We start from the raw sequence: 20,813 nt of genomic DNA, 5'->3' as shown, positions 1-20,813 counted from the left end.
GCTTTTAATAATCGAACTAGCCAAATTTTTGTAGAATCATTGGAAAGTAGCGTACCGTCTAGGTCAAATACTACGACATTAGTCATATTGAGTTCATCTATTTTAGATTAAAAAAAGCAGTGGCACGTATACACATGCCACTGCTGATAAAATCATTTTAGAAGCGGTAAGATGCACCCACTGTATAGGTGTTGTAATCATCACCAAAACCTAAACGTCCATCAACACTCAAGTTTGGATTGACGAATTTTTTCGCTTTTAAACCCCATTGATCTTGATCAAGTGATTTGTCTTTGGTGTAGTCCGCGCCAACACTAAAGGTTTTGTCGATGTAGTAGTCACCGCCAACATAGTACTGACGGTTGTTGTTACTGCCAAAAACACCTCTTGCCTCTAAGTTGACATCATGTTGTCCCATTTGCGTGACCAATTTTGCACGTAACGTTGGATCTGCACCGTCATCACCATTTTTAACATCGTAACCTTGTACCCCTACAGCAACCAAAAGCCCAGGTGCAGGCAGATAACCGACTTCGGCGTTGTAAAGCGTTGTTTTTTGATCAACAAAGGTATTTTTTGTCGAAATTTCATTGCGTGCAATGCCTGCACCTACATAAAACTGTGAGTTTGGTACATAGTATTCAGCCCCTGCACCATAGGTAGAGTTCTTCACACCGTCATTGTTACCGTAGCGTGCAACACCATTAACATTGCTGGCTTTGTCTAAAAATGCGGCTTCTGCAAGCGGTGAATTACGTGTTTGTACAGGGTTAAAGTAATATGTACCATTCACCCCAAATTGGCTGACACCACTGCTGTGTTCAGGATCTAGGTAGCTATAGTTACCACCCACTTCAGACTGGTATGCATTGGCAGTGCCTGTGATCGCAAGACCTGCAAATAGCGCAGTGGCAAGAAGTGACTTTTTCATGATTACTCTCCCTTGAAAGCATAAAATTCATGTTTTGTTACATACTTTAAGTCTAGATTAAAACCAAATTTGGTCAATAAAACTGTTTTATCTATTTGTAAAAAATGCATGGATTTATAAAATATTATTTTTAAGTATTTGTTTTTAAATGTTTTTTTATTGTTCTGTTTTATTAATAGTATGGGTGTCTTGTATGTTTGTGTTGGTTTTTTATAAATACATCAAGATTGAGGTCGTGCAAAACCTATAAAAAGGTGACTCATTTTTTCTATGATCATTACAGATCAAAAGTAGATGCTATGCTAAAATGAAGCACAAGAATACCTGATATTGTAAGAGAGATATGCGTGGAAATTAATCCGTATTTGAACCAACTAAAAGACCTATCTGAACGTAGTCAAACGCTACGGGGGTATCTTTGACTACGATCTAAAAAAAGAACGTCTTGAAGAGGTTTTGCGTGAATTAGAAGACCCTGCGATTTGGAATGACCAAAATCGAGCTCAAAAAATGGCCAAAGAAAAAGGTGAGCTTGAAAATGTCATTCATGTGTTAGATGCGCTCGCAGAGCAACTTGATGATGCTAAAGCAATGTTAGATTTAGCAGTTGAGGCAGATGATGAAACGTTGCTTGTAGATGTACAAGCTGAACTGTCTACGGCAGAAACAGAGCTGGCAGCACTTGAATTTCGCCGTATGTTTAATAATCCAATGGACCCTAATCCATGCTTTTTAGACATACAAGCAGGTTCAGGCGGTACAGAAGCGCAAGATTGGGCATCTATGTTATTACGCATGTATATGCGTTGGATTGAACGTCATGGTTTTAAAGCGGAACTGATGGAAGTCTCTGATGGTGATGTTGCTGGAATAAAATCTGCAACTTTACGTGTCGAGGGTGAATTTGCATTTGGTTGGCTACGCACAGAAACAGGTGTTCACCGTTTAGTTCGAAAGTCACCATTTGATAGTGGTAATCGCCGTCACACCTCCTTTAGTGCAGTTTTTGTGTCTCCTGAAGTAGATGACAATATTGAAATTGATATTAATCCTTCTGATGTTCGTACCGATACTTATCGTGCATCGGGAGCAGGTGGCCAGCATATTAACAAAACAGACTCTGCTGTACGTTTAACACATACACCAACAGGTACAGTGGTTGCATGTCAAAATGAACGATCACAACATGCAAACCGTGATCGCGCATGGAAATTATTACGTGCCAAATTGTATGAATTAGAAATGCAAAAACGTAATGATGTTGCGCAAGCTTTAGAAGATTCTAAATCTGATATTGGTTGGGGCAGTCAGATTCGTTCTTATGTTTTAGATGACTCTCGAATTAAAGATTTACGTACAAGTGTTGAAAATTCAAATACCACAGCCGTACTCGATGGCGACTTAGATCGATTTATTGAGGCAAGTTTGAAACAAGGATTATAATTGCCGTGGTGGTTGTTATGTGCTGATAGCAACCACTCATTTTCATCATATGGTCAAATAACTATAAGAAGATAGCACTTCATCATAAATAACATGACTTTGAAGTATGAAAAATAAAACGATTTTAGCAACCATGTTGTTATCTATGTTCAGTTTACATCAGCCATCTTATGCAGAAAATAACATTCCATCACTTGCAGTACAGCAAGGTGAAAAAGTATTAGTGATTGCTCATCGTGGTGCAAGTGCTTTGCGTCCTGAGCATACGTTGGCATCGTATCAGCAAGCGATAGATGATGGTGCTGATTTTATTGAACCTGATTTGGTTTCTACCAAAGATGGTGTGTTAGTTGCTCGACATGAAAATGAGATTGGTGGTACATCAAATGTCAGTACACTGCCTCAATTTTCTCAACGCCAAACCACAAAAATGATTGATGGCAAAACAATACAAGGTTGGTTTACTGAAGATTTTACCGCTAAAGAACTACGGCAAATTAAAGCACGAGAGCGTATTCCTAAATTACGTCCAGAAAATGTCAAATATAACGATCAATATCAAATACCAACGCTTGATCAAATTATTGAATTGGCTGAAAAAAACTATAAAAAAACAGGTCGAATTGTTGGGTTATATATCGAAACAAAACATCCAACATTTTTTAAAAATCAACATTTAGCCATGGAAGATCAATTACTTAAAACACTTGCTAAACATCGTTATAGTAAAAATATTGCTCCAATTTATCTACAATCATTTGAAACCACAAATATTCAGTACATGAAGCAAAAACTTAAACACTATGGTCTGAAAAATGTACAAATTATTCAATTGTATGATGATCCACAAATGGTGCCGGGAGATTTGTTGGATCAAGGGGTTAAAACTACATATGCTGATTTGGCAACCACTCAAGGGTTAAAAAAAGTAGCAATGTATGCAGATGGTGTTGGCCCAAGCAAATCATATATTATTGATAAAACCACACAAAAAAATACGAGCTTTGTGCAAGATGCACATGCGTTAGGCATGAAGGTACATCCTTATACATTTAGGCCTGAAAACAATTTTTTACCTGTACATCTCGCCTGTAGTCAAGTGGCGAGTGAACGTTGTGAGCAGGGCTCTGTAAAAGAGATGAAACAATATCTTAATGCAGGGATTGACGGTTTATTTACAGATGATCCTAAACTTGGTCGTGAAGCGGTATCACAACCTTAAATATCATATAGTAGAATGAAAAAAAGAGGCTAAGCCTCTTTTTTTAATGTCTTTTTTTATAGCGATTACGAACAATTTCAAATACAGCAGGTAGGATACTTAAGATAATAATACCAATAATTAAGTGGGTAAAATTGTCTTTAACCACTGGAAGGTTGCCAAAGAAATAACCTAAAATAATAAAAGAGCTGATCCAAAGAATAGCACCAACCACATTAAACATTAGAAAATAACGGTAATTCATACTGCTTGCACCTGCAACAAAAGGCGCAAATGTACGAAAAAATGGTAAAAAACGTGCAAATATGATGGTTTTTCCACCATGTTTTTCAAAAAATGCCTGTGTTTTAATTAAATGTTCTTTCTTAATAAAACGTGAATCCATTTCAAAGACCCTAGGGCCAATGTAACGTCCAATATGATAATTGAGCGTATCACCTAAAATAGCCGCGATACACAGTAAGATAATGAGCGTTGTTGGGTCCATGACACCTGTGGAGGCTGCAAGTGCTCCTGCTGCAAATAACATGCTATCGCCAGGTAAAAATGGCATGACCACTAAACCTGTTTCTACAAAAATAATAATAAACAATATGGCGTAAATCCATTTGCCATATTGAACAATAAAGTCAAATAAGTGTTGATCTATATTCAGAATAAAATTAATGATATCCATGTATTTAAGTATGTCGTAAGCGTATTAAAATGCTAACAGTGTCTGTGGCTAAAGTCAGCAATAAAAGCAGATAACCGACTATTTTTTTATGTAGTCTTGACCATTGATGGTCATATGCCAACGTTGTTTCACTTTATAGGGTGCTTTGTCTATTTTAAAGGTGGTGATATTCACGCCATTGTTGAGCTCAATACTATTTTCATCAATGATGCTAATAGGGGCTGTCATGTACGATTGAATCCGACTTTTTTGGTACACGCCACTAGCGGTTCTTTCTTGTTGAGCACTGGTTCGATACTCTAGGTAACCATCTTTTTTAATACTTATTTCACTGTTTGAGGCATTCCATGTGCCAATAAGGTGTTCATGTCGTTTTAAAATCGTATTTGTTTCTGCACATGCTACGAGTGAAATGCAACAACCAAGCATAAATAGGGTATGGCGTACTGACATTCACATGCTCCTACGTTTATAAGTATAATAAATTCGATTTACTGTACATGTTTTAAACATGACCTCGTAGTGTAAAAATGTGATTATACTAAACAAAATGTAACTGAATTCAGCATGACTTCAAGGTGTGTGATTGCTTTTGTTCAGCGTATAATTTAGATCGTATCACTTTATACACGGTATTTTTTTTGTGAAAAGATTTATCCAGCATTGGAATCTATTGCCATCTGCATGGTTGTTGGTGATACAGGCGTGTATTTTAATTATGACCTCTTTTTCCATATCAGATCGTTTGTATCAAGTAATGATGTGGGGTTTAGGTATTATTGCCTTGTTACCAATTGCTACAGTTATACGTGAAACCATTTTGATTAAGTGGCTTGGTCGTTTTTTTATTGTAGGGGCCATATTTTTTCTATTTTTAATGATGTTAGGATTTGAACAAGCTTGGATACAAATCACTGCACATAGTCTTGAAATAGGAGTTTATCTTTGTGCAACGTATGGTTTGATACGTTATATGTTGGCTGATCGGTATTCAACCAAAGATGAATTGTTTGCAGCTGCTGCCGCTTTTACATTATTGGCGTGGGCATTTGCATATGCGTATAGCATTTGCCAGTTGTTAGTTGATCATAGTTTCATGAATTCTGCACAGCCTCATACCACCCAACAATCTTGGTTAGATATTTTATTTTTCAGTTTTAGTTTACAAACGGCAACGGGACTATCTAATTTATTGCCCATACACCCATTGGTTAAAATTATCGCAATTTTACAAATGTTTGTTGGTGTGATGTATTTAGCAATGATTGTATCTCGCTTGGTGGGCTTAAAATACATTAAAAATGCAAATCGTTAATGGGTTTGTATTTTCGATGGTGTTTAATGAAATCATATGAAAAACATATACCATTAAAATTACAGTGTAAATGTAGGCAAACTTTTCATATGGTTTGGTTGTATGAATAATTAGACTTTTTTACGATGCTAAAGACACTTTGTGTAGGTATCAAAAAACATGGGTTTTAATCCATCATAGTGATTTAATTTTTTAACGAAACACATATCGATTTGAGTTTTTTAGATATAAAAAAGGGATACTTAATGTATCCCTTTTTGAATTGAAAATGTTTGCTATGTTTTAGAAACGAACACGTGCATTCATACCAATTGTTTGAGCATCTTGTGGTGCAAACGTTGCATCACCTTCACGGTATTCTTTTGCATTCGTTTTTGTAAATGTTGCACCAACAGAAAGTGCAGGTGTAATGAAGTAGTTTACGTTACCACCCCAAATATGGTCTGTGCCTGATTTAAATGCAGATGTGTCTGCATATGTTGCACCAACACTAAGTTTTGGTGTGAGGTATAGGTCAGTCGCTAAGCCATACGCTGCGCTACCACGTAGGAAAATACTGTCTACTTCAAAGCCAATTGCCATGTTTGTGTTGTCAATTGCACCAACATATTTTGCACGACCTGTTACAGCATCTGTTTTATAACGTGCATTTGCAGTGTTTCCTTCGTTACGTGCATTTAAAATACCGCTGTTAAATGCTTTAAAGTTGTCTAAAGATGCACCATTGGTAACGTTAGTATAACCCACTGCAAGCAAGAAGTTGTCTGCTGGCATAGCACCGACTTCAAGTGCATAACGGTCGCCACGGTCTTTGTCTTTGTAACCAGTTTCTTTATCTGTTACATCTGTATGGCTATAAGATACGCTACCGTAGATAGGCATTGGTACATAAGATGTTGCATAGTAACCTTCAGCTTTTGCACCATAAGACTGTGTTTTTTCGCTTGAAGAACGGTCAGCAAAGTCTTTTTGACGATCGAAATGGTATCCAAGCTGTACATTTGATGCTTTATTTAAAAAAGCAGCTTCTGCAAGTGGGCCTTTAGATGCATCTACATCTTTGAAATAGAATTTTGCTTGGCCATCACCTGTGTAGGTGCTGTCATAGCCTTTGCTTTGTAAGTATTCAGATTGACCTTGCACTTCAACTTGGTATGCATGTGCGCCGGTCATGGCTAATAGAACTGCTGTTGCTAAACCGATTTTTTTCATATCTAAACTTCCAAAAGAGTCGTTTATGTCAATTAATACGCTTATTGTATTGTTACAAAATATTTAGTCAATGACCTATTTTAAGTTCAAAAAAACGATTTTTATACAAAAAAGTATGACTAAATGGATCATATTATTTAAAAATAATATGTTTTTGACGATTTTATGATGAATAACAATATTTTATATCATGATATTTTGGTCATTTCATTTATAAAAAAAAACAAATATCCCTGATATGGTGTTTTTTTTTTATGTAAATTATTGTTAATTGATGCAAATATATCCATAAAAGTGCAGATTACATCGTATTGTTGTGCTCATTTTTGTATAAATGATCGCCGTTGAATTCAGCCAAAGTCACTTGGGAACTTTGGCTGATATTTGATTATTGATCTAGCAGTGGTTTTAGAAAATAGCCTGTGTGTGATGCTTTAACATTTGCAACATGTTCAGGTGTACCTTCAGCAATAATTTGTCCACCTCCTGCACCACCTTCAGGCCCTAAATCGACCACCCAGTCTGCAGTTTTAACCACATCTAAATTATGTTCAATCACAATAATGGTATTTCCTTTGTTTCGAAGCTCATACAAAATATCAAGCAACTTAGCAATGTCATGAAAATGCAATCCTGTAGTTGGTTCATCGAGTACATAGAGCGTTTGGCCTGTATCTCGTTTGGCTAGCTCTCTTGCAAGTTTCACACGTTGTGCTTCACCCCCTGAAAGTGTGGTTGCTGCTTGGCCTAATCGAATATAACCAAGTCCAACTTGCATGAGTGTATCTAATCTGCGGTGAATCACAGGAATGGCACTAAAGAATGTTGCTGCATCTTCGACCGTCATGTTAAGTACATCAGAAATATTTTGCCCTTTATAACTGACTTCTAGCGTTTCTCGATTGTAGCGTTTGCCATGACATGCATCACACGGAACATACATATCTGGTAAAAAATGCATGGCGACCTTAATCATACCGTCACCTTCACATACTTCACAACGTCCACCTTTCACGTTAAAAGAAAACCGTCCAGCAGCATAACCTCGTGCTTTTGCTTCTGGTGTTTGCGCAAAAAGCTCTCGAATCGGTGTAAATAGTCCTGTGTAAGTGGCAGGATTCGAGCGTGGTGTACGTCCGATAGGGCTTTGGTCGATATCTACAACTTTATCTAAGTGTTGTAGACCATCAATAGAGGCAAATTTTTCTGCTGTGAGTGTGGTTGCACCATTGAGTTGAGTTGCTGCCAAGGGTAAAAGTGTGCGGTTAATGAGTGTAGATTTTCCTGAGCCTGAAACACCTGTCACACAAGTCATAATGCCTAAGGGAATATGTAAGTCGACATTTTTAAGGTTATGCCCACTTGCACCCATAAGTTTAATCGCTTTGTTTGGGTCAGTGGGCGCTTGCCGTTGTTTAGGCACTGCAATTTTAAGCTGACCTGAAAGGTATTGCCCTGTCAAAGAACGTTTGTTTTTTGCCAATTGTTTGGCCGTACCTTCGGCAATGATGTGTCCACCGTGTACTCCTGCACCTGGCCCAATATCAATAATGTGATCGGCTGCGCGAATGGCATCTTCATCATGCTCAACCACCAAAACAGTATTGCCCAAATCACGCAGACGAATGAGTGTTTGTAGTAAACGGTCGTTATCTCGTTGATGTAGGCCAATCGATGGTTCATCAAGCACGTACATTACGCCCATCAGCCCTGCACCAATTTGCGATGCAAGACGGATACGTTGTGCTTCACCACCAGAGAGTGTTTCGGCAGAGCGTGACAGACTTAAGTAGTTGAGACCGACACTGACCAAAAAGTGTAGACGCTCTTTAATTTCTTTAAAAATTTTTTCAGCAATTTCACCTTTAGCACCACTTAAAGCTAAGTCTTGATAATAGCTTTCGGCATCTCCAATCGACATTTGAGTGATGTGTGCAATGGTTTTATCTTTGACTTTTACATGGCGTGCAATTTCGTTGAGTCGTGAACCATGACATGCATCACACGCGGCATTAGAAAGGTACTGAGCTAAATCATCACGCACGTAATTGCTTTCAGTTTCTCTATAACGGCGCTCTAAATTGGCAAGTACACCTTCGAATACTTGTATACGTTGATGTTTTCTTCCTCGCTCATCGGTATAGCTAAGATCCACTTTTTCACGGCCTGTACCGTGTAAAAATTTCTTTTGTGTGTCTTTATCGAGTTCTTGCCATGGCGTATCTAGCGATAAGCCAAAATGTTCAGCGACTTTAATCAACATGGTGTAATAAAATGGTTTTTGGCGATCCCAACCTCGAATAGCACCCTGATTAATGGATAAATCTGGGTTAGGAATGAGTTTGTTTGCACTGAAATGGCTACGTGTGCCGAGGCCATCACAGGTTGGGCAGGCGCCAAAAGGATTATTAAATGAAAATAAACGTGGCTCTAACTCTCCAACGGCACGATCGCATTGTGGACACGAATGTTTTGCTGAAAAAACACGATCAGGTTGTTCACCGTTCATCCATGATAAAATGGCAATCTCACCACCGAGTCGTAATGCGGTTTCAAAAGATTCTGCAATACGATTACCTAAGTCATCTCTAACTTTAAAGCGATCGACCACCACTTCAATGGTATGTTTTTTCTTTTTATCGAGGGTAGGTGGGGTATCAATATCAACAATTTGACCATCTACACGTGCACGTACAAAGCCTTGGCCTTGTAATTGTTCAAACAGCTGTGTGTATTCGCCTTTTCGTTCACGAACGACAGGGGCAAGTAAAAGTAACGCTGTACCTTCATCAAGTGCTTTGACCGCATCGACCATTTCAGAAACAGTTTGTGCGACCATAGGAAGGTCATGTTCTGGACAAAAGGGTGTTCCTACACGGGCATAGAGCAAACGTAGATAGTCGTAAATTTCTGTAATGGTACCTACGGTAGAGCGAGGGTTGTGGCTGGTTGACTTTTGTTCTATGGCAATTGCTGGACTGAGTCCTTCAATTGAATCGACTTCGGGTTTTTCCATTTGCGAAAGAAATTGACGGGCATAAGCAGACAGTGATTCAACGTAACGCCGTTGACCTTCTGCATACAGGGTGTCAAATGCAAGTGATGATTTTCCTGAGCCCGATAATCCTGTAATGACCACAAATTTATCACGTGGAATATCGAGTGACACATTTTTAAGGTTGTGAGTGCGTGCACCTCGAATACGGATATGACTTTGGCTCATAACGTGGGGTATCCTCGTTGAATATATAAATGTATGGTTGTGTTTTGCAGTGTTTTTAAGTAACCATGTTCATTATTCAACAATCAAAAATTAAGCACAACTGTAGTTATGCTTAATTTTGCTGTGTAATTGTTTAGCAGGCGAGATTGAATTCGTGTTCAAAAATAGACTTAACTTGTTCAAAATGAAGTGAGCATGGTTGACGTTGATGTTGTTGAGCATAGGCTTGAACATGTTGTTCTAGTGTTTTTAAAATCTGTTCATAGTCTGCGGGGAAATGTTGAATATCGAGTAAGTCAAAGCGTGATTCATGGTTACAGTTGTATTTATGAATAAAATCTAACATGGTGTTTTGTATTTCACGGTTTGTGAAATAAATTAAATACGTAGCAGCAGATCCGCAATGTAAGCATCCTTTATTAATATAAATTTCTTCATTCTGTTCCCAACATTGGCGCAGTGTTTTCATTGCACGGGTTGCCTCAGTACCTTGGGTATTGTTCTGTTGCATGGTGAGATTCTCTCTTGTTGTATCTAATTTTAAATATAAATGGTTATCATTTAACTTTTAGATTGCAAGAAAAAAGATTGAAAAGCAAGCTTATTTTTTGTATTTGAAATGACTGTAGCCATCACATCACGTATGCTGTTTTTAAGAAAGAAGATGAACGTAACGTTTAAAATATAGTGTTAATTTGAAATAGGGGGTAGGTACTGTGGTTGGTTTATTTTTAAAGTGTATGTTGGGGGCAGTGATGGTGTTGGTTCTTTCGATGCTATCAAAAAGTAAATCATTTTATATTGCAGGTTTAGTTCCACTTTTCCCTACGTTTACACTCATTGCACAATTGATTGTATACCAAGAACAAGGTGCTCAAGCATTACAAAAAACGGCATTGTTTGGCCTGTGGTCATTAATTCCTTATACCTTATATTTGGTTTTAATTTATATTTTAGCAACACGTGTGTCTTTATTGGCATGTTTAGGTTTTGCCACCTGCGCATGGGTCATTGCCGCAGGTGTATTATTGTATGGTTGGACATCGTTTTATCGTTAATAAGATAAGGCATCTAAACCTTGCCAATGTTTTTGTTGATAGGCACTGTCCCAAAATAACCATTCTAATTGAGCGGCATGTGTATACGCACGTTTCATTTTCTCTAATGTGTTTGGGTCAGACTGTGCAGCGACTTGATCGATGGTATGTATAATATTGTGGACTGCTTGATTAAATTCATCACCTGCATAGGTATTAATCCATGCTTGATATGGGTTGTTTGGTTGAGAGGTTTTAATAATTTCTTTTCCAATTTCTGCATAAATCCAAAAACAAGGCAATAATGATGACAGGACAATCGGGTAGCTTTCTGACCATGCAGTGGCGGTTAAAAATGAGGTGTAGTGGTGGCAGGCGAGGCTCAATGGTGTGTTGTCGAAAGTGCTTTGGGTAATGTCAAACTGTTGCATAAAGTCATGGTGTAAGCTGCGCTCTACAATAATGGCAATTTTTGCACCTTCTGAAAATTGTATAATATCATTTGCATCAAAGGCTTTCGCTGCGGTAACGGCCAATGCTCTACCATAAGCCACTAAGTAGTGCGCATCTTGAATAATATAATGCTGAAAAATTTCTTTGGGTAATGTACCGTTTGCCAACTGTTGGTTAAAAGGGTGGGCGAGCGTATGTTGAAATAACTCGAAATTATCTTGCCATAATTGTTGTGTGAATGTACTCATGATGTCGTGATAAGATTGCTATTGATGAATGTTCTTTTTACTATAGCGCATTTTTATGCCGTATATTTTGCAATCATACTGATGAATAATAAAGTATGGTGCACAGCATTCGGATTTTGTCATTTTTGTTGAGTCAGTTGCATGAAGCATTTTCGTTTTTCAATTTTTTTGAGTTTAATTTGTTTGGCAATTTCAGCCTACTGGGGATACACGCACGGGCCTGAGGCAGGGGTGGAAACCATGCTCAAGGCCTTAACGATTACTGCCATTTTGGCAGTGATGGAAATTTCATTGTCATTTGATAATGCTGTGGTCAATGCATCGGTACTCAAAGGTTGGACGCCGTTTTGGAAAATGTTGTTTTTAACCGTTGGAATATTAATTGCTGTATTTGGTATGCGCTTGGTCTTTCCTGTATTAATTGTTGCAGTCACTGCCGATATGGGAATCATTGAAGTTGCTCAGCTTGCCTTAAATGAACCTGCTGAATATTCAGCGCGTTTGATGGCACATCATGCTGAAATTGCTGCATTTGGGGGTGCATTTTTACTGTTGGTCTTTTTAAATTTCTTTTTTGATGAAGATAAAGAGACCCATTGGTTTAAAGCTTTAGAGCAACGTTTATCTCATTTAGGTGGCGTACCTGCTATGGCTGTTTTTGTTGCATTAATTGCCTTACTGATTGTTGCTCAACAAGTCCCTGAAACATTACGTTTGGCTGTGATGGTCTCGGGTATTTGGGGCATAGTAATTTATATTGGTGTACAGGTGCTTGGTCATTTATTGGGTGGTGAACCTGAAATTGATGCCAATGGTCAAGCTGTAACACGTGATGCAAGTGGAGCAAGTAAAGGTGTGGTAAAAGCAGGTTTAGGCGGTTTTTTATACTTAGAAGTACTCGATGCATCGTTTAGTTTTGATGGTGTGATTGGTGCTTTTGCAATTACGTCTGATGTTGTCATTATTATGCTTGGTTTAGCCATTGGTGCATTGTTTGTTCGTTCTATGACGATTTATTTGGTCGAACAGGGCACATTAGATAGCTATATCTATTTAGAGCATGGCGCTCACTACGCTATAGGGGCTTTAGCTATTATTATGTTGGTCAGTGGTACGGGTGTGCATGTGCCGGAAATTGTGACGGGTCTCATAGGTATTGCGTTTATTGTGTGGGCAGTATTGGCTTCTGTGCGTTATAATAAGGTGCAGAACTGACTGAGTGCACACCCATACAGGGTTAAGCCAATATTCAGTAAACTCTATATAATAGAGATCAAGATTCTTAAATAGTTATATTGCTTTGTTTGATCAAAGCAACGCATTAGACAGCAGTTAGGCCATCTTAATGACGTACTTACACCCTAAGCCATTGATAGAATGAATATGATGAATGCTTTAGAACGCCGTTCAACCCTTGCGTTAAGCAGTATTTTTGCATTGCGTATGCTTGGGCTGTTTATGATTATTCCTGTATTTGCTGTAGAGGGGACATCATACCAGCATGCTACGCCTGCTTTAATTGGACTTGCTGTTGGGGTGTATGGTTTATCTCAAGCCATTTTACAAATTCCTTTTAGTTTATGGGCAGACCGTTTTAGTCGAAAACCGTTAATTGTCTTTGGCCTATTGTTATTTGCTGTAGGTGGTGCTGTGGCTGCAATGTCAGAGAGCATTTATGGTGTGATTATAGGGCGAGCGATTGCAGGTGCGGGGGCAGTCTCTGCTGTGGTTATGGCATTACTTGCAGATGTTACCCGTGAGGAACATCGTACAAAAGCCATGGCTGTGATGGGCATGAGTATTGGACTGTCCTTTGTGGTTGCATTTAGTCTTGGACCGTGGCTAACCAGTGTAGTTGGCATTTCAGGATTGTTTTTGGTAACGACGGTCATGGGGCTTTTGGCCATATTTATGCTGTTACTTGTACCCAAAACAACTCGACATCATCGTAATTTTGAGCAAAGTTATGTAAAACAATTAAAATCAGTATTAAAAATGGCAGATTTAAATCGTCTACATTTTTCTGTTTTTTCATTGCATTTATTGCTTACAGCAATGTTTATTTATGTGCCATCACAATTGATTGATTATGCACATATTCCGTTGGCGAAACATGGTTTAGTTTATTTACCTTTATTGCTTATTGGGGTGTTGTTTTCTTTTCCAAGTATTATTTTGGCCGAAAAATACCGTAAAATGCGGGGTATTTTTTTAACAGCAATTACAGGGGTAATTTTAGGGTTATTGGTCCTTGTATTTGGTTTTACCTCTAAATACATTTTACTGTTAGGCTTAGGATTATTCTTTGTGGCATTTAATGTGATGGAAGCTTTATTGCCATCATGGTTGTCTAAAGCAGCTCCAATTCAGTCTAAAGCAACAGCAATGGGAGTGAATGCCAGTGCACAGTTCTTAGGTGCATTTGTTGGAGGTACATTAGGTGGTCAATTACTGATGTTACATCAAACTGCCATTGGCTGGAGCATATTATTATTCATTGCCATTTTTTGGTTGGGCATGAGTTTTGGGTTGAAACAACCCCGTTATTTGTCTTCTTTGGTATTACGACTACCTCCCGAACAAGATACGAATATGCTGACAGAAAATATTTTAGCAGTACATGGGGTGGAAGAAGTGGTCGTCATGGCAAAACAAAATGTCGCTTATGTGAAGTTAGATAAACGAGTATTAACTGATGATGGGCGACAGTACTTAACGCAGTTGTTTGGTAAAGACCTAGCCATCTAGCAGCAAATCTTATAAATTAGTATATAGACCGTATTTGATCAATAGATAGAGGAAATGACAACCATGCGTGGTGTAAATAAAGTTATTCTTGTCGGAACACTAGGGCGCGATCCTGAAACAAAAAGCTTTCCAAATGGTGGTTCAATTACTCAGTTTTCCATTGCAACAAGTGAGTCTTGGACAGATAAAAATACGGGTGAACGCAAAGAAAATACCGAGTGGCACCGTATTGTGTTGAATAATCGTTTAGGTGAAGTTGCACAACAATATTTACGTAAAGGTTCTAAGGTATATATTGAAGGCTCTTTGCGTACTCGTCAGTGGACTGACCAAAATGGTCAAGAACGCTATACTACAGAAATCCGTGGTGACAGCATGCAAATGCTAGACTCTGGTCGCAGTGGCTCAGATACACAAGGTCAAGGTGGTTATAACGAACCTCGGTTTAACCAACAACCACAAGGACAAAATAATAATTATGCAGGTGGCGGTGCAGGATATCAAAACACAGGATACAACAATAATGCATCACCAAATCAATATGGTGGTGCACCACAGCAAAGTGGTGGGTATGCACAACCTGCAAAATCACAACAGCCGACCGCACCTGCACCAAATGATTTAGATGATGATTTACCGTTCTGACACTTACTAGAGATGTAGTTTTGTAAAGTTTATAGAATTATCTTTTATTAGTAGTTAGTTACAAAAGAAATTTACAGATACTAGAAATGGTTCTGTAAATTTTTTTGTTCATGGCATTTTAATGTCTTAAAAAATGACCCCTTTTATTTTTAAATATGGGGTCATTTTTATATACAGATGATTATTTTAGCCAAATATTATGAGGTGAAATTGTATTTTAATTTGGAGTTGATATAAAAAGATTTCATACATATGGTTTGATCGGATAAATTTAATGAATGCTCAAGAACATTCTGTGATAACACTTAAAAAATAATACATTTGATTCATTTTTATGTTGCAATGATTCATATGTATCATGCATGATATTCATACAAAGAAAAAGGAATACAGCATGAGCCATATTATTCATCGAAATTTAGATCACTCCCCGATCATTGCAGTTTCAGGACAAGGTTGTTATTTAAAAGATCGTCACGGAAAAGAATATTTAGACGCATGTGGTGGGGCAGCCGTATCATGTTTAGGACATGGTCATCAAGATGTTTTAAAGGCAATGCATGCCCAAATCGATCAACTGGCTTACGCACATACAGGTTTTTTTTCGACAGATGTCACAGAAGCGTTGGCAGAACAACTGGTTAAAACAGCACCGAAACAGCTTAATAAAGTGTATTTTGTGTCGGGTGGTTCAGAAGCGATGGAAACAGCTTTAAAACTTGCCAGACAGTATTTTGTGGAAATTGGACAAACAGAACGAACCATTTTTATTGGGCGTAGCCAAAGTTATCATGGCAATACATTAGGTGCACTTTCAGTTGGAGGAAATGAATGGCGTAAAAAACAATTTTTACCATTATTAATGAATGTAGAAAGAGTATCTGAATGTAATGAATACCGAGGTAAACATGAAAATGAAACGCTAGAACAATATACCATGCGTTTACTTCATGAATTTGAAGAAAAAATTTTACAAGTTGGTGCACATAAAATTATTGCTTTTTGTGCGGAGACGGTGGTTGGTGCAACCTCAGGTGCTGTTCCGCCGACCCCAAATTATTTAAAAGGCATACGACAAATTTGCGATCGATATGGCATTTTGTATATTGCCGATGAAGTAATGTGTGGTATGGGAAGAACGGGAACTTTACATGCATTTGAACAAGATGATGTCGTACCAGATATTGTGACTATTGCTAAAGGGTTAGGTGGTGGATATCAGCCAATTGGTGCTGTTTTAGTTCAAGACTTTATGATTGAGGCTATTCAAAAAGGAAGTGGTAGTTTTCAGCATGGTCATACATATATTTGCCACCCTACAGCAGCAGCAGCAGCACTTGCAGTTCAGCAAGTCATTTATCGTGATGACTTGCTAAATCGTGTCAAAGTAAAGGGTCAATATTTACGTGAGCAATTAAAAACTAAACTTTCATCTTTAGAGCATGTCGGAGACATTCGAGGGCGTGGTTTATTTTTAGGGGTTGAGATTGTTCAAAACAAAGCATCAAAAACAGCATTTCCTGCTGAAAAAAATATAAATAAAAAAATTAAAGCGGCATGTTTTCATCGAGGCTTAATGGTTTATCCGATGGGTGGAACAATTGATGGACAACAAGGTGACCATATTTTGATTGCGCCACCATTTATTATTACAGATGCAGATCTCGACTTTTTAGTATCAACACTTTATGACGTGATTCAACAAGTTACGCAAACAGCATATTTAGAGGATAAATAAAATGAATTATCCCAATCGATTACCTGCCATAGATGAGTCCCAATGGGACGTATTACAAAAAGAACAAGCAGAAGAAATGATCAGTGGCCCACGAGGTCAATTACTTCCACCATTTGAGCCATTATTGCGTAGTCCAAATATGATGAAGCATGTACAACGGTTAGGAGAATATTTGAGATATTCGAGTGCCATTGGTTCTAGACTCACTGAATTGGCGATTTTAATGACAGCAAGGCATTGGAATCAGGCAGTAGAGTGGTCGATTCATGCACCTTTAGCGATTGCTCAAGGAATTAATCCAGTTGATGTTGAATGTATTAATCAAAAAATTATGCCAACGTCATTACAACCAGATGAAAAAGTGATTTATCAGTTTTGTACCGAGCTTCATCAAAATAAAGAGATTCATGATACGACATGGCAAAGTACAGTGAATTTATTTGGTGAAAAAGGTGTTATTGATCTGATTGGTATTAATGGCTATTACACTTTTTTATCTATGGTGATGAATTCTGCACAAACACCTGCGCCAGAAACAGGGTTTCAATTGATGCTTTGAGTTCTAAAATAGTGCGAAATATAAAAAATGCACTATGAAAAAAACATGAAAATACACACGACAAGTGTGGGGTTTTATTTGAAATTTTTTTGATAAAAATCATGTATTTAACTGTAAAATAATTGGCACAACTATTGCAAATTAATCTCGTGCTTCTCACTTAAAAATATAGGTAACTCACATGCGTAAAAATATGAAAATTGTTTTTGTACTGTCTGGTGTATTGTTCAGTGCAATGAGTATGTCTGCAATGGCTCAAGATAAATTACGAGTAGGTGTAGATACGGCATTTGTACCCTTTGAATTTAAAGAAGGGAATAAATATGTCGGCTTTGATATTGATTTATGGGATGCCATCGCAAAAAAAATGGGGGTGGCGTATGACCTTAAACCGATGGATTTTGGAGGTTTAATTCCCGGGTTACAGTCACGTAATTTAGATGTTGCTATGGCAGGTATGACCATTACTCCTGTAAGAAGACAAGTGGTTGACTTTAGTACATCTTACTATGATGCAGATTTGTTGATGGCCGTTAAAAGCACAATGAATATTACGAAATTTAATGAGCTTGCAAATAAAAAAGTGGGTTTAAAGCAAGGTACAGCCGCTGCAACGTATATGAAAGCGCATGTTAATGCAAACTATGTCGAGTTTCCTAATATTGACAATGCATATCTTGATTTACAAGCAGGAAATTTAGATGCAGTCGTTCATGACTCACCCAATGTTCTTTATTATGTGAAAGTTGCAGGTAAAGGGAAAATTAAATCTGCTGGTGAAAAAGACAGTATTCTTGCTCAAGAATATGGCTTTGCTTTACAAAAAAATAGTCCATATACCCTCAAAGTCAATAAAGCGCTCAACGAATTACGTGCCGATGGAACCTATAACAAAATTTATATCAAATGGTTTAATAAAGCGCCAAATACTAAATAATTGAAGGTAGTGAATAATGGACTTTGAAATATCTTATATTTGGCAAGCCATGCCTATATTGCTACAAGGTTTAAAACTGACATTGTTGATTTCGGTGGTGGGCCTTATTGCTGGTTTTTTTATTGGTATTCTGACTGGAATAGCCCGTGCAACAGGCGGGAAAGTGATCAGCAAAATAGCACTTGTCTATATTGAGGTCATTCGAGGTACACCCATTATGGTACAGGTAATGTTTATTTATTTTGCATTACCTTTAGCCCTTCCTGTACATATAGAGCCGATGACTGCTGCGATTGTCACTATTACTATTAATTCAGGGGCTTATATTGGGGAAATTACACGAGGATCAATTTTATCGATTAATAAAGGATTTAAAGAAGCGGGGTTAGCACTTGGGTTGTCATCTAAAGAAACCATGCTCACGATTATTATTCCTTTGGCATTAAGACGTATGATTCCCGCTTTGGGCAACCAATGGATTGTCAGTATTAAAGATACTTCTTTATTTATTGTTATTGGTGTAGGGGAGTTAACGCGTCAAGGCCAAGAAATTATTGCAGGTAATTTTAGATCTTTAGAAGTGTGGAGTGCGGTTGCTATTTTATATCTAGCCGTAACCTTATGTTTAAGCTTTTTATTAAAAGTGATCGAAAAGAAAATGAGAATCTTATGAGTATTGTCGAATTTGATAGTGTGTCAAAAAGCTTTGGTCGCACAAAAGTGCTTCACGATATTAATTTAAAAATCAATGAAGGTGAAGTGGTTGTCATTATTGGGCCTTCAGGTTCAGGAAAATCAACGCTATTACGTTGTATTAATAAATTAGAAGATATTTCATCTGGTACTTTACTTGTGGCTGGACATCATATGACAGATCCTCAATTAAATGAGTGTGAAATTCGAAAAGAAGCAGGAATGGTGTTTCAGCAATTTCATTTATTTCCACATTTAACTGCTTTAGAAAATGTCATGTTTGGCCCCATCAAAGTGAGAAAAAAAAGTAAATCTGATGCGCAAAAAATTGCTCGTGAACTTCTTGCACAAGTTGGATTATCTTCACGTGAAAATCATTATCCATCTGAACTTTCAGGTGGACAACAACAACGCGTGGCGATTGCAAGAGCTCTTGCGATTAAACCCAAAATGATGCTGTTTGATGAACCTACTTCTGCTCTCGATCCTGAATTACGTCATGAAGTATTACAGGTCATGCAGTCATTGGCCAAAGATGGTATGACGATGGTAATTGTGACACATGAAATTGGCTTTGCACGTGATGTTGCTTCGCGTGTTATTTTTATCGATCAAGGAACCATTGCTGAAGATGGCACGCCTGATGATTTAATTGTTAAAGGTCTAGGTTGTGATCGTTTACAAGAATTTTTGCATAATGTTTCTTAGGTGGTAAACGCGATGAATATCTTTAATATTTCGGGCACTCCTGCACAGATTGGGGAACAATTAGGCCAACTTGGTAAAGCAGCTTGGCATACTAAAATCAAACATACAGAGCTGTGGCAACAGCTACAGCCATTTCAACACAGTGAGCAAATTTTAGCATTACAACAGCTGGTGTATGCTGATTTTCCTGAAATTTGGGAGGAAGTCGTTGGTTTGGCAAAAGGGTTAGATGATGATGTGATGACTGTTTTTTTGTGGAATTGCCGAGGTGATGTGTTGTCATCTACCTTTGATGGTTGTACAACGATTATCGGTAAAAATACTCAAGGACATACCATTGTTGCACATAATGAAGATGGTTTACCCGAATTGATAGACGACTGTTTTTTAGTGAATGCTACGACAAGTGAAGGTGTCTCATTTTTTAGTTTTGCATACCCTGCCTCTTTATGTGGACATACTTTCTCGGTTAATTGTTTTGGTATTGTAAATACGGTGAATAATTTAAGAATCAAAACTAAAAATCAAGGCTATCCGCGTCAAATCTTGGCACGTGCAGCACTGAATCAAACAGATATTCAAGATGTACTTAATCTCTTGCTTTATGCAAGAGTTGGGGGATTCCATCATACATTGGTTCAAAAAAAGCCTCATCAAAAAACATGTGCTTTATCTGTTGAAGCACTCGGTCAGCGTAGTCAAGTTGTTGACGTACAAGAAATAGGGTTACATGCCAATCATGTCATTTATGATGATTCTACAGAGCAAATTATTACCCGCAGTTCAAAAGAAAGACAACATAGGCTCGAATCTCTTTTCGATGGTCAAATATAGTCAAACAATCAAAAATATAAGACAATATAAAAATGAGTTATTCAGAACATTTTAGACGAAAAGTGATAGCGAAGCTTGAGGAAGGATATTCCATACGAGCGGTCTCTGCACAATTTGAAATTGATAAAAATACAATTTTGAGTTGGAAAAAACGAATTGAAATTAAAAGAACCCGCCCACGGAAACCTTTT

At 37.7% G+C, this 20,813-nt stretch carries 21 protein-coding genes and 1 pseudogene; 14 read left to right on the top strand and 8 right to left on the bottom strand.

What is annotated here, in order from left to right; genetic code table 11:
* Both I2F17_RS12730 and I2F17_RS07145 read right to left on the bottom strand, forming a co-directional pair.
* Positions 1-86: pseudogene (locus tag I2F17_RS12730) on the bottom strand (haloacid dehalogenase-like hydrolase); the annotation flags it as partial.
* Between the two features lie 71 nt (positions 87-157).
* Positions 158-931, bottom strand: coding sequence for a putative porin (locus I2F17_RS07145; protein ID WP_196422550.1), 774 nt, complete (start codon positions 929-931; stop codon positions 158-160).
* Positions 932-1,278: 347 nt separating this feature from the next.
* Here I2F17_RS07145 and prfB point away from each other — a divergent pair.
* Together prfB and I2F17_RS07135 are read left to right on the top strand one after the other, a co-directional pair.
* Positions 1,279-2,374 (top strand): peptide chain release factor 2 gene (gene prfB, locus I2F17_RS07140; protein ID WP_196422549.1). Its coding sequence is split into 2 segments (ribosomal slippage): positions 1,279-1,350 and positions 1,352-2,374, totalling 1,095 coding nucleotides; the frame shifts between segments, so codons are not numbered across the junction.
* Positions 2,375-2,480: 106 nt separating this feature from the next.
* On the top strand, positions 2,481-3,596 hold the full coding sequence (locus tag I2F17_RS07135; RefSeq protein WP_211139441.1) for a glycerophosphodiester phosphodiesterase: 1,116 nt from the start codon (positions 2,481-2,483) through the stop codon (positions 3,594-3,596).
* A gap of 43 nt (positions 3,597-3,639) precedes the next feature.
* Here I2F17_RS07135 and I2F17_RS07130 read toward each other — a convergent pair whose 3' ends face one another.
* Together I2F17_RS07130 and I2F17_RS07125 are read right to left on the bottom strand one after the other, a co-directional pair.
* Positions 3,640-4,272 carry a DedA family protein gene (locus tag I2F17_RS07130; RefSeq protein ID WP_196422547.1) on the bottom strand — a complete coding sequence of 211 codons (633 nt, stop codon included), beginning with the start codon at positions 4,270-4,272 and terminating at the stop codon, positions 3,640-3,642.
* A gap of 78 nt (positions 4,273-4,350) precedes the next feature.
* Positions 4,351-4,725 carry a hypothetical protein gene (locus tag I2F17_RS07125; protein WP_196422546.1) on the bottom strand — a complete coding sequence of 125 codons (375 nt, stop codon included), beginning with the start codon at positions 4,723-4,725 and terminating at the stop codon, positions 4,351-4,353.
* Positions 4,726-4,915: 190 nt separating this feature from the next.
* Here I2F17_RS07125 and I2F17_RS07120 point away from each other — a divergent pair, with 190 nt between their 5' ends.
* Positions 4,916-5,587 carry an ion channel gene (locus tag I2F17_RS07120; RefSeq protein ID WP_407926554.1) on the top strand — a complete coding sequence of 224 codons (672 nt, stop codon included), beginning with the start codon at positions 4,916-4,918 and terminating at the stop codon, positions 5,585-5,587.
* Positions 5,588-5,869: 282 nt separating this feature from the next.
* On the opposite strand, the gene I2F17_RS07115 is transcribed toward I2F17_RS07120, so the two are convergent.
* From I2F17_RS07115 to I2F17_RS07105, 3 genes are all read right to left on the bottom strand, one after another.
* Positions 5,870-6,799, bottom strand: a complete 930-nt coding sequence (locus I2F17_RS07115; RefSeq protein ID WP_211139440.1) for a putative porin — start codon at positions 6,797-6,799, stop codon at positions 5,870-5,872.
* A gap of 388 nt (positions 6,800-7,187) precedes the next feature.
* Entirely contained in the window at positions 7,188-10,022 is a 2,835-nt protein-coding gene (gene uvrA, locus I2F17_RS07110) for an excinuclease ABC subunit UvrA (RefSeq protein ID WP_211139439.1), read from the bottom strand.
* A gap of 133 nt (positions 10,023-10,155) precedes the next feature.
* Positions 10,156-10,533: a hypothetical protein gene (locus I2F17_RS07105; RefSeq protein ID WP_211139438.1), complete on the bottom strand. Its 378-nt coding sequence runs from the start codon at positions 10,531-10,533 to the stop codon at positions 10,156-10,158.
* A 205-nt stretch (positions 10,534-10,738) separates the two neighbouring features.
* Between I2F17_RS07105 and I2F17_RS07100 the strand changes: the two genes are divergently transcribed.
* Positions 10,739-11,080, top strand: a complete 342-nt coding sequence (locus I2F17_RS07100; protein WP_196422542.1) for a GlpM family protein — start codon at positions 10,739-10,741, stop codon at positions 11,078-11,080.
* On the opposite strand, the gene tenA is transcribed toward I2F17_RS07100, so the two are convergent.
* Positions 11,077-11,760 carry a thiaminase II gene (gene tenA, locus I2F17_RS07095; protein WP_196422541.1) on the bottom strand — a complete coding sequence of 228 codons (684 nt, stop codon included), beginning with the start codon at positions 11,758-11,760 and terminating at the stop codon, positions 11,077-11,079. The two genes, I2F17_RS07100 and tenA, sit on opposite strands and share 4 nt — an antisense overlap.
* Positions 11,761-11,901: 141 nt before the next feature.
* Here tenA and I2F17_RS07090 point away from each other — a divergent pair, with 141 nt between their 5' ends.
* The 10 genes from I2F17_RS07090 to I2F17_RS07045 form a co-directional block, all read left to right on the top strand.
* Complete coding sequence (locus I2F17_RS07090) at positions 11,902-12,975, top strand: DUF475 domain-containing protein (RefSeq protein ID WP_211139437.1); 1,074 nt, start codon at positions 11,902-11,904, stop codon at positions 12,973-12,975.
* 168 nt (positions 12,976-13,143) lie between these two features.
* Complete coding sequence (locus I2F17_RS07085; RefSeq protein WP_211139436.1) at positions 13,144-14,508, top strand: MFS transporter; 1,365 nt, start codon at positions 13,144-13,146, stop codon at positions 14,506-14,508.
* Between the two features lie 63 nt (positions 14,509-14,571).
* The gene (gene ssb, locus I2F17_RS07080; protein ID WP_211139435.1) at positions 14,572-15,153 is read left to right on the top strand and encodes a single-stranded DNA-binding protein; all 582 of its coding nucleotides are present in this window, start codon (positions 14,572-14,574) and stop codon (positions 15,151-15,153) included.
* A 394-nt stretch (positions 15,154-15,547) separates the two neighbouring features.
* Positions 15,548-16,891 (top strand): aspartate aminotransferase family protein, encoded by a 1,344-nt coding sequence (locus I2F17_RS07075; RefSeq protein ID WP_196422532.1) that lies wholly within the window; start codon positions 15,548-15,550, stop codon positions 16,889-16,891.
* Position 16,892: 1 nt separating this feature from the next.
* On the top strand, positions 16,893-17,450 hold the full coding sequence (locus I2F17_RS07070) for a carboxymuconolactone decarboxylase family protein (RefSeq protein WP_196422531.1): 558 nt from the start codon (positions 16,893-16,895) through the stop codon (positions 17,448-17,450).
* A 181-nt stretch (positions 17,451-17,631) separates the two neighbouring features.
* The gene (locus tag I2F17_RS07065) at positions 17,632-18,387 is read left to right on the top strand and encodes a transporter substrate-binding domain-containing protein (RefSeq protein ID WP_211139434.1); all 756 of its coding nucleotides are present in this window, start codon (positions 17,632-17,634) and stop codon (positions 18,385-18,387) included.
* A 16-nt stretch (positions 18,388-18,403) separates the two neighbouring features.
* Positions 18,404-19,060: a glutamine ABC transporter permease GlnP gene (glnP, locus tag I2F17_RS07060; protein ID WP_196422529.1), complete on the top strand. Its 657-nt coding sequence runs from the start codon at positions 18,404-18,406 to the stop codon at positions 19,058-19,060.
* Complete coding sequence (glnQ, locus tag I2F17_RS07055; protein ID WP_213014450.1) at positions 19,057-19,788, top strand: glutamine ABC transporter ATP-binding protein GlnQ; 732 nt, start codon at positions 19,057-19,059, stop codon at positions 19,786-19,788. Before glnP ends, glnQ begins: the two co-directional genes overlap by 4 nt.
* 12 nt (positions 19,789-19,800) lie before the next feature.
* The gene (locus tag I2F17_RS07050) at positions 19,801-20,622 is read left to right on the top strand and encodes a C45 family autoproteolytic acyltransferase/hydolase (RefSeq protein WP_211139433.1); all 822 of its coding nucleotides are present in this window, start codon (positions 19,801-19,803) and stop codon (positions 20,620-20,622) included.
* A gap of 32 nt (positions 20,623-20,654) precedes the next feature.
* Positions 20,655-20,813, top strand: a 159-nt coding sequence (locus tag I2F17_RS07045; protein WP_211139442.1) for a helix-turn-helix domain-containing protein, incomplete at its 3' end; no start/stop codon positions are given.

Origin of the sequence: Acinetobacter baretiae, from assembly GCF_015627105.1 — a bacterium.
Taxonomy (GTDB): Bacteria; Pseudomonadota; Gammaproteobacteria; order Pseudomonadales; family Moraxellaceae; genus Acinetobacter; species Acinetobacter baretiae.
Note: the sequence above shows the minus strand (reverse complement) of the source record. Positions and strands in the feature narration are given on the sequence as shown.

What these genes read in the sequence shown, in the direction of transcription:
- I2F17_RS07145 (WP_196422550.1), bottom strand. Translation starts at nt 931, where the DNA reads ATGAAAAAGTCACTTCTTGCCACTGCGCTATTTGCAGGTCTTGCGATC.
- I2F17_RS07135 (WP_211139441.1), top strand. Translation starts at nt 2,481, where the DNA reads ATGAAAAATAAAACGATTTTAGCAACCATGTTGTTATCTATGTTCAGT.
- I2F17_RS07130 (WP_196422547.1), bottom strand. Translation starts at nt 4,272, where the DNA reads ATGGATATCATTAATTTTATTCTGAATATAGATCAACACTTATTTGAC.
- I2F17_RS07125 (WP_196422546.1), bottom strand. Translation starts at nt 4,725, where the DNA reads ATGTCAGTACGCCATACCCTATTTATGCTTGGTTGTTGCATTTCACTC.
- I2F17_RS07115 (WP_211139440.1), bottom strand. Translation starts at nt 6,799, where the DNA reads ATGAAAAAAATCGGTTTAGCAACAGCAGTTCTATTAGCCATGACCGGC.
- uvrA (WP_211139439.1), bottom strand. Translation starts at nt 10,022, where the DNA reads ATGAGCCAAAGTCATATCCGTATTCGAGGTGCACGCACTCACAACCTT.
- I2F17_RS07105 (WP_211139438.1), bottom strand. Translation starts at nt 10,533, where the DNA reads ATGCAACAGAACAATACCCAAGGTACTGAGGCAACCCGTGCAATGAAA.
- tenA (WP_196422541.1), bottom strand. Translation starts at nt 11,760, where the DNA reads ATGAGTACATTCACACAACAATTATGGCAAGATAATTTCGAGTTATTT.
- I2F17_RS07090 (WP_211139437.1), top strand. Translation starts at nt 11,902, where the DNA reads ATGAAGCATTTTCGTTTTTCAATTTTTTTGAGTTTAATTTGTTTGGCA.
- I2F17_RS07085 (WP_211139436.1), top strand. Translation starts at nt 13,144, where the DNA reads ATGATGAATGCTTTAGAACGCCGTTCAACCCTTGCGTTAAGCAGTATT.
- ssb (WP_211139435.1), top strand. Translation starts at nt 14,572, where the DNA reads ATGCGTGGTGTAAATAAAGTTATTCTTGTCGGAACACTAGGGCGCGAT.
- I2F17_RS07075 (WP_196422532.1), top strand. Translation starts at nt 15,548, where the DNA reads ATGAGCCATATTATTCATCGAAATTTAGATCACTCCCCGATCATTGCA.
- I2F17_RS07070 (WP_196422531.1), top strand. Translation starts at nt 16,893, where the DNA reads ATGAATTATCCCAATCGATTACCTGCCATAGATGAGTCCCAATGGGAC.
- I2F17_RS07065 (WP_211139434.1), top strand. Translation starts at nt 17,632, where the DNA reads ATGCGTAAAAATATGAAAATTGTTTTTGTACTGTCTGGTGTATTGTTC.
- glnP (WP_196422529.1), top strand. Translation starts at nt 18,404, where the DNA reads ATGGACTTTGAAATATCTTATATTTGGCAAGCCATGCCTATATTGCTA.
- glnQ (WP_213014450.1), top strand. Translation starts at nt 19,057, where the DNA reads ATGAGTATTGTCGAATTTGATAGTGTGTCAAAAAGCTTTGGTCGCACA.
- I2F17_RS07050 (WP_211139433.1), top strand. Translation starts at nt 19,801, where the DNA reads ATGAATATCTTTAATATTTCGGGCACTCCTGCACAGATTGGGGAACAA.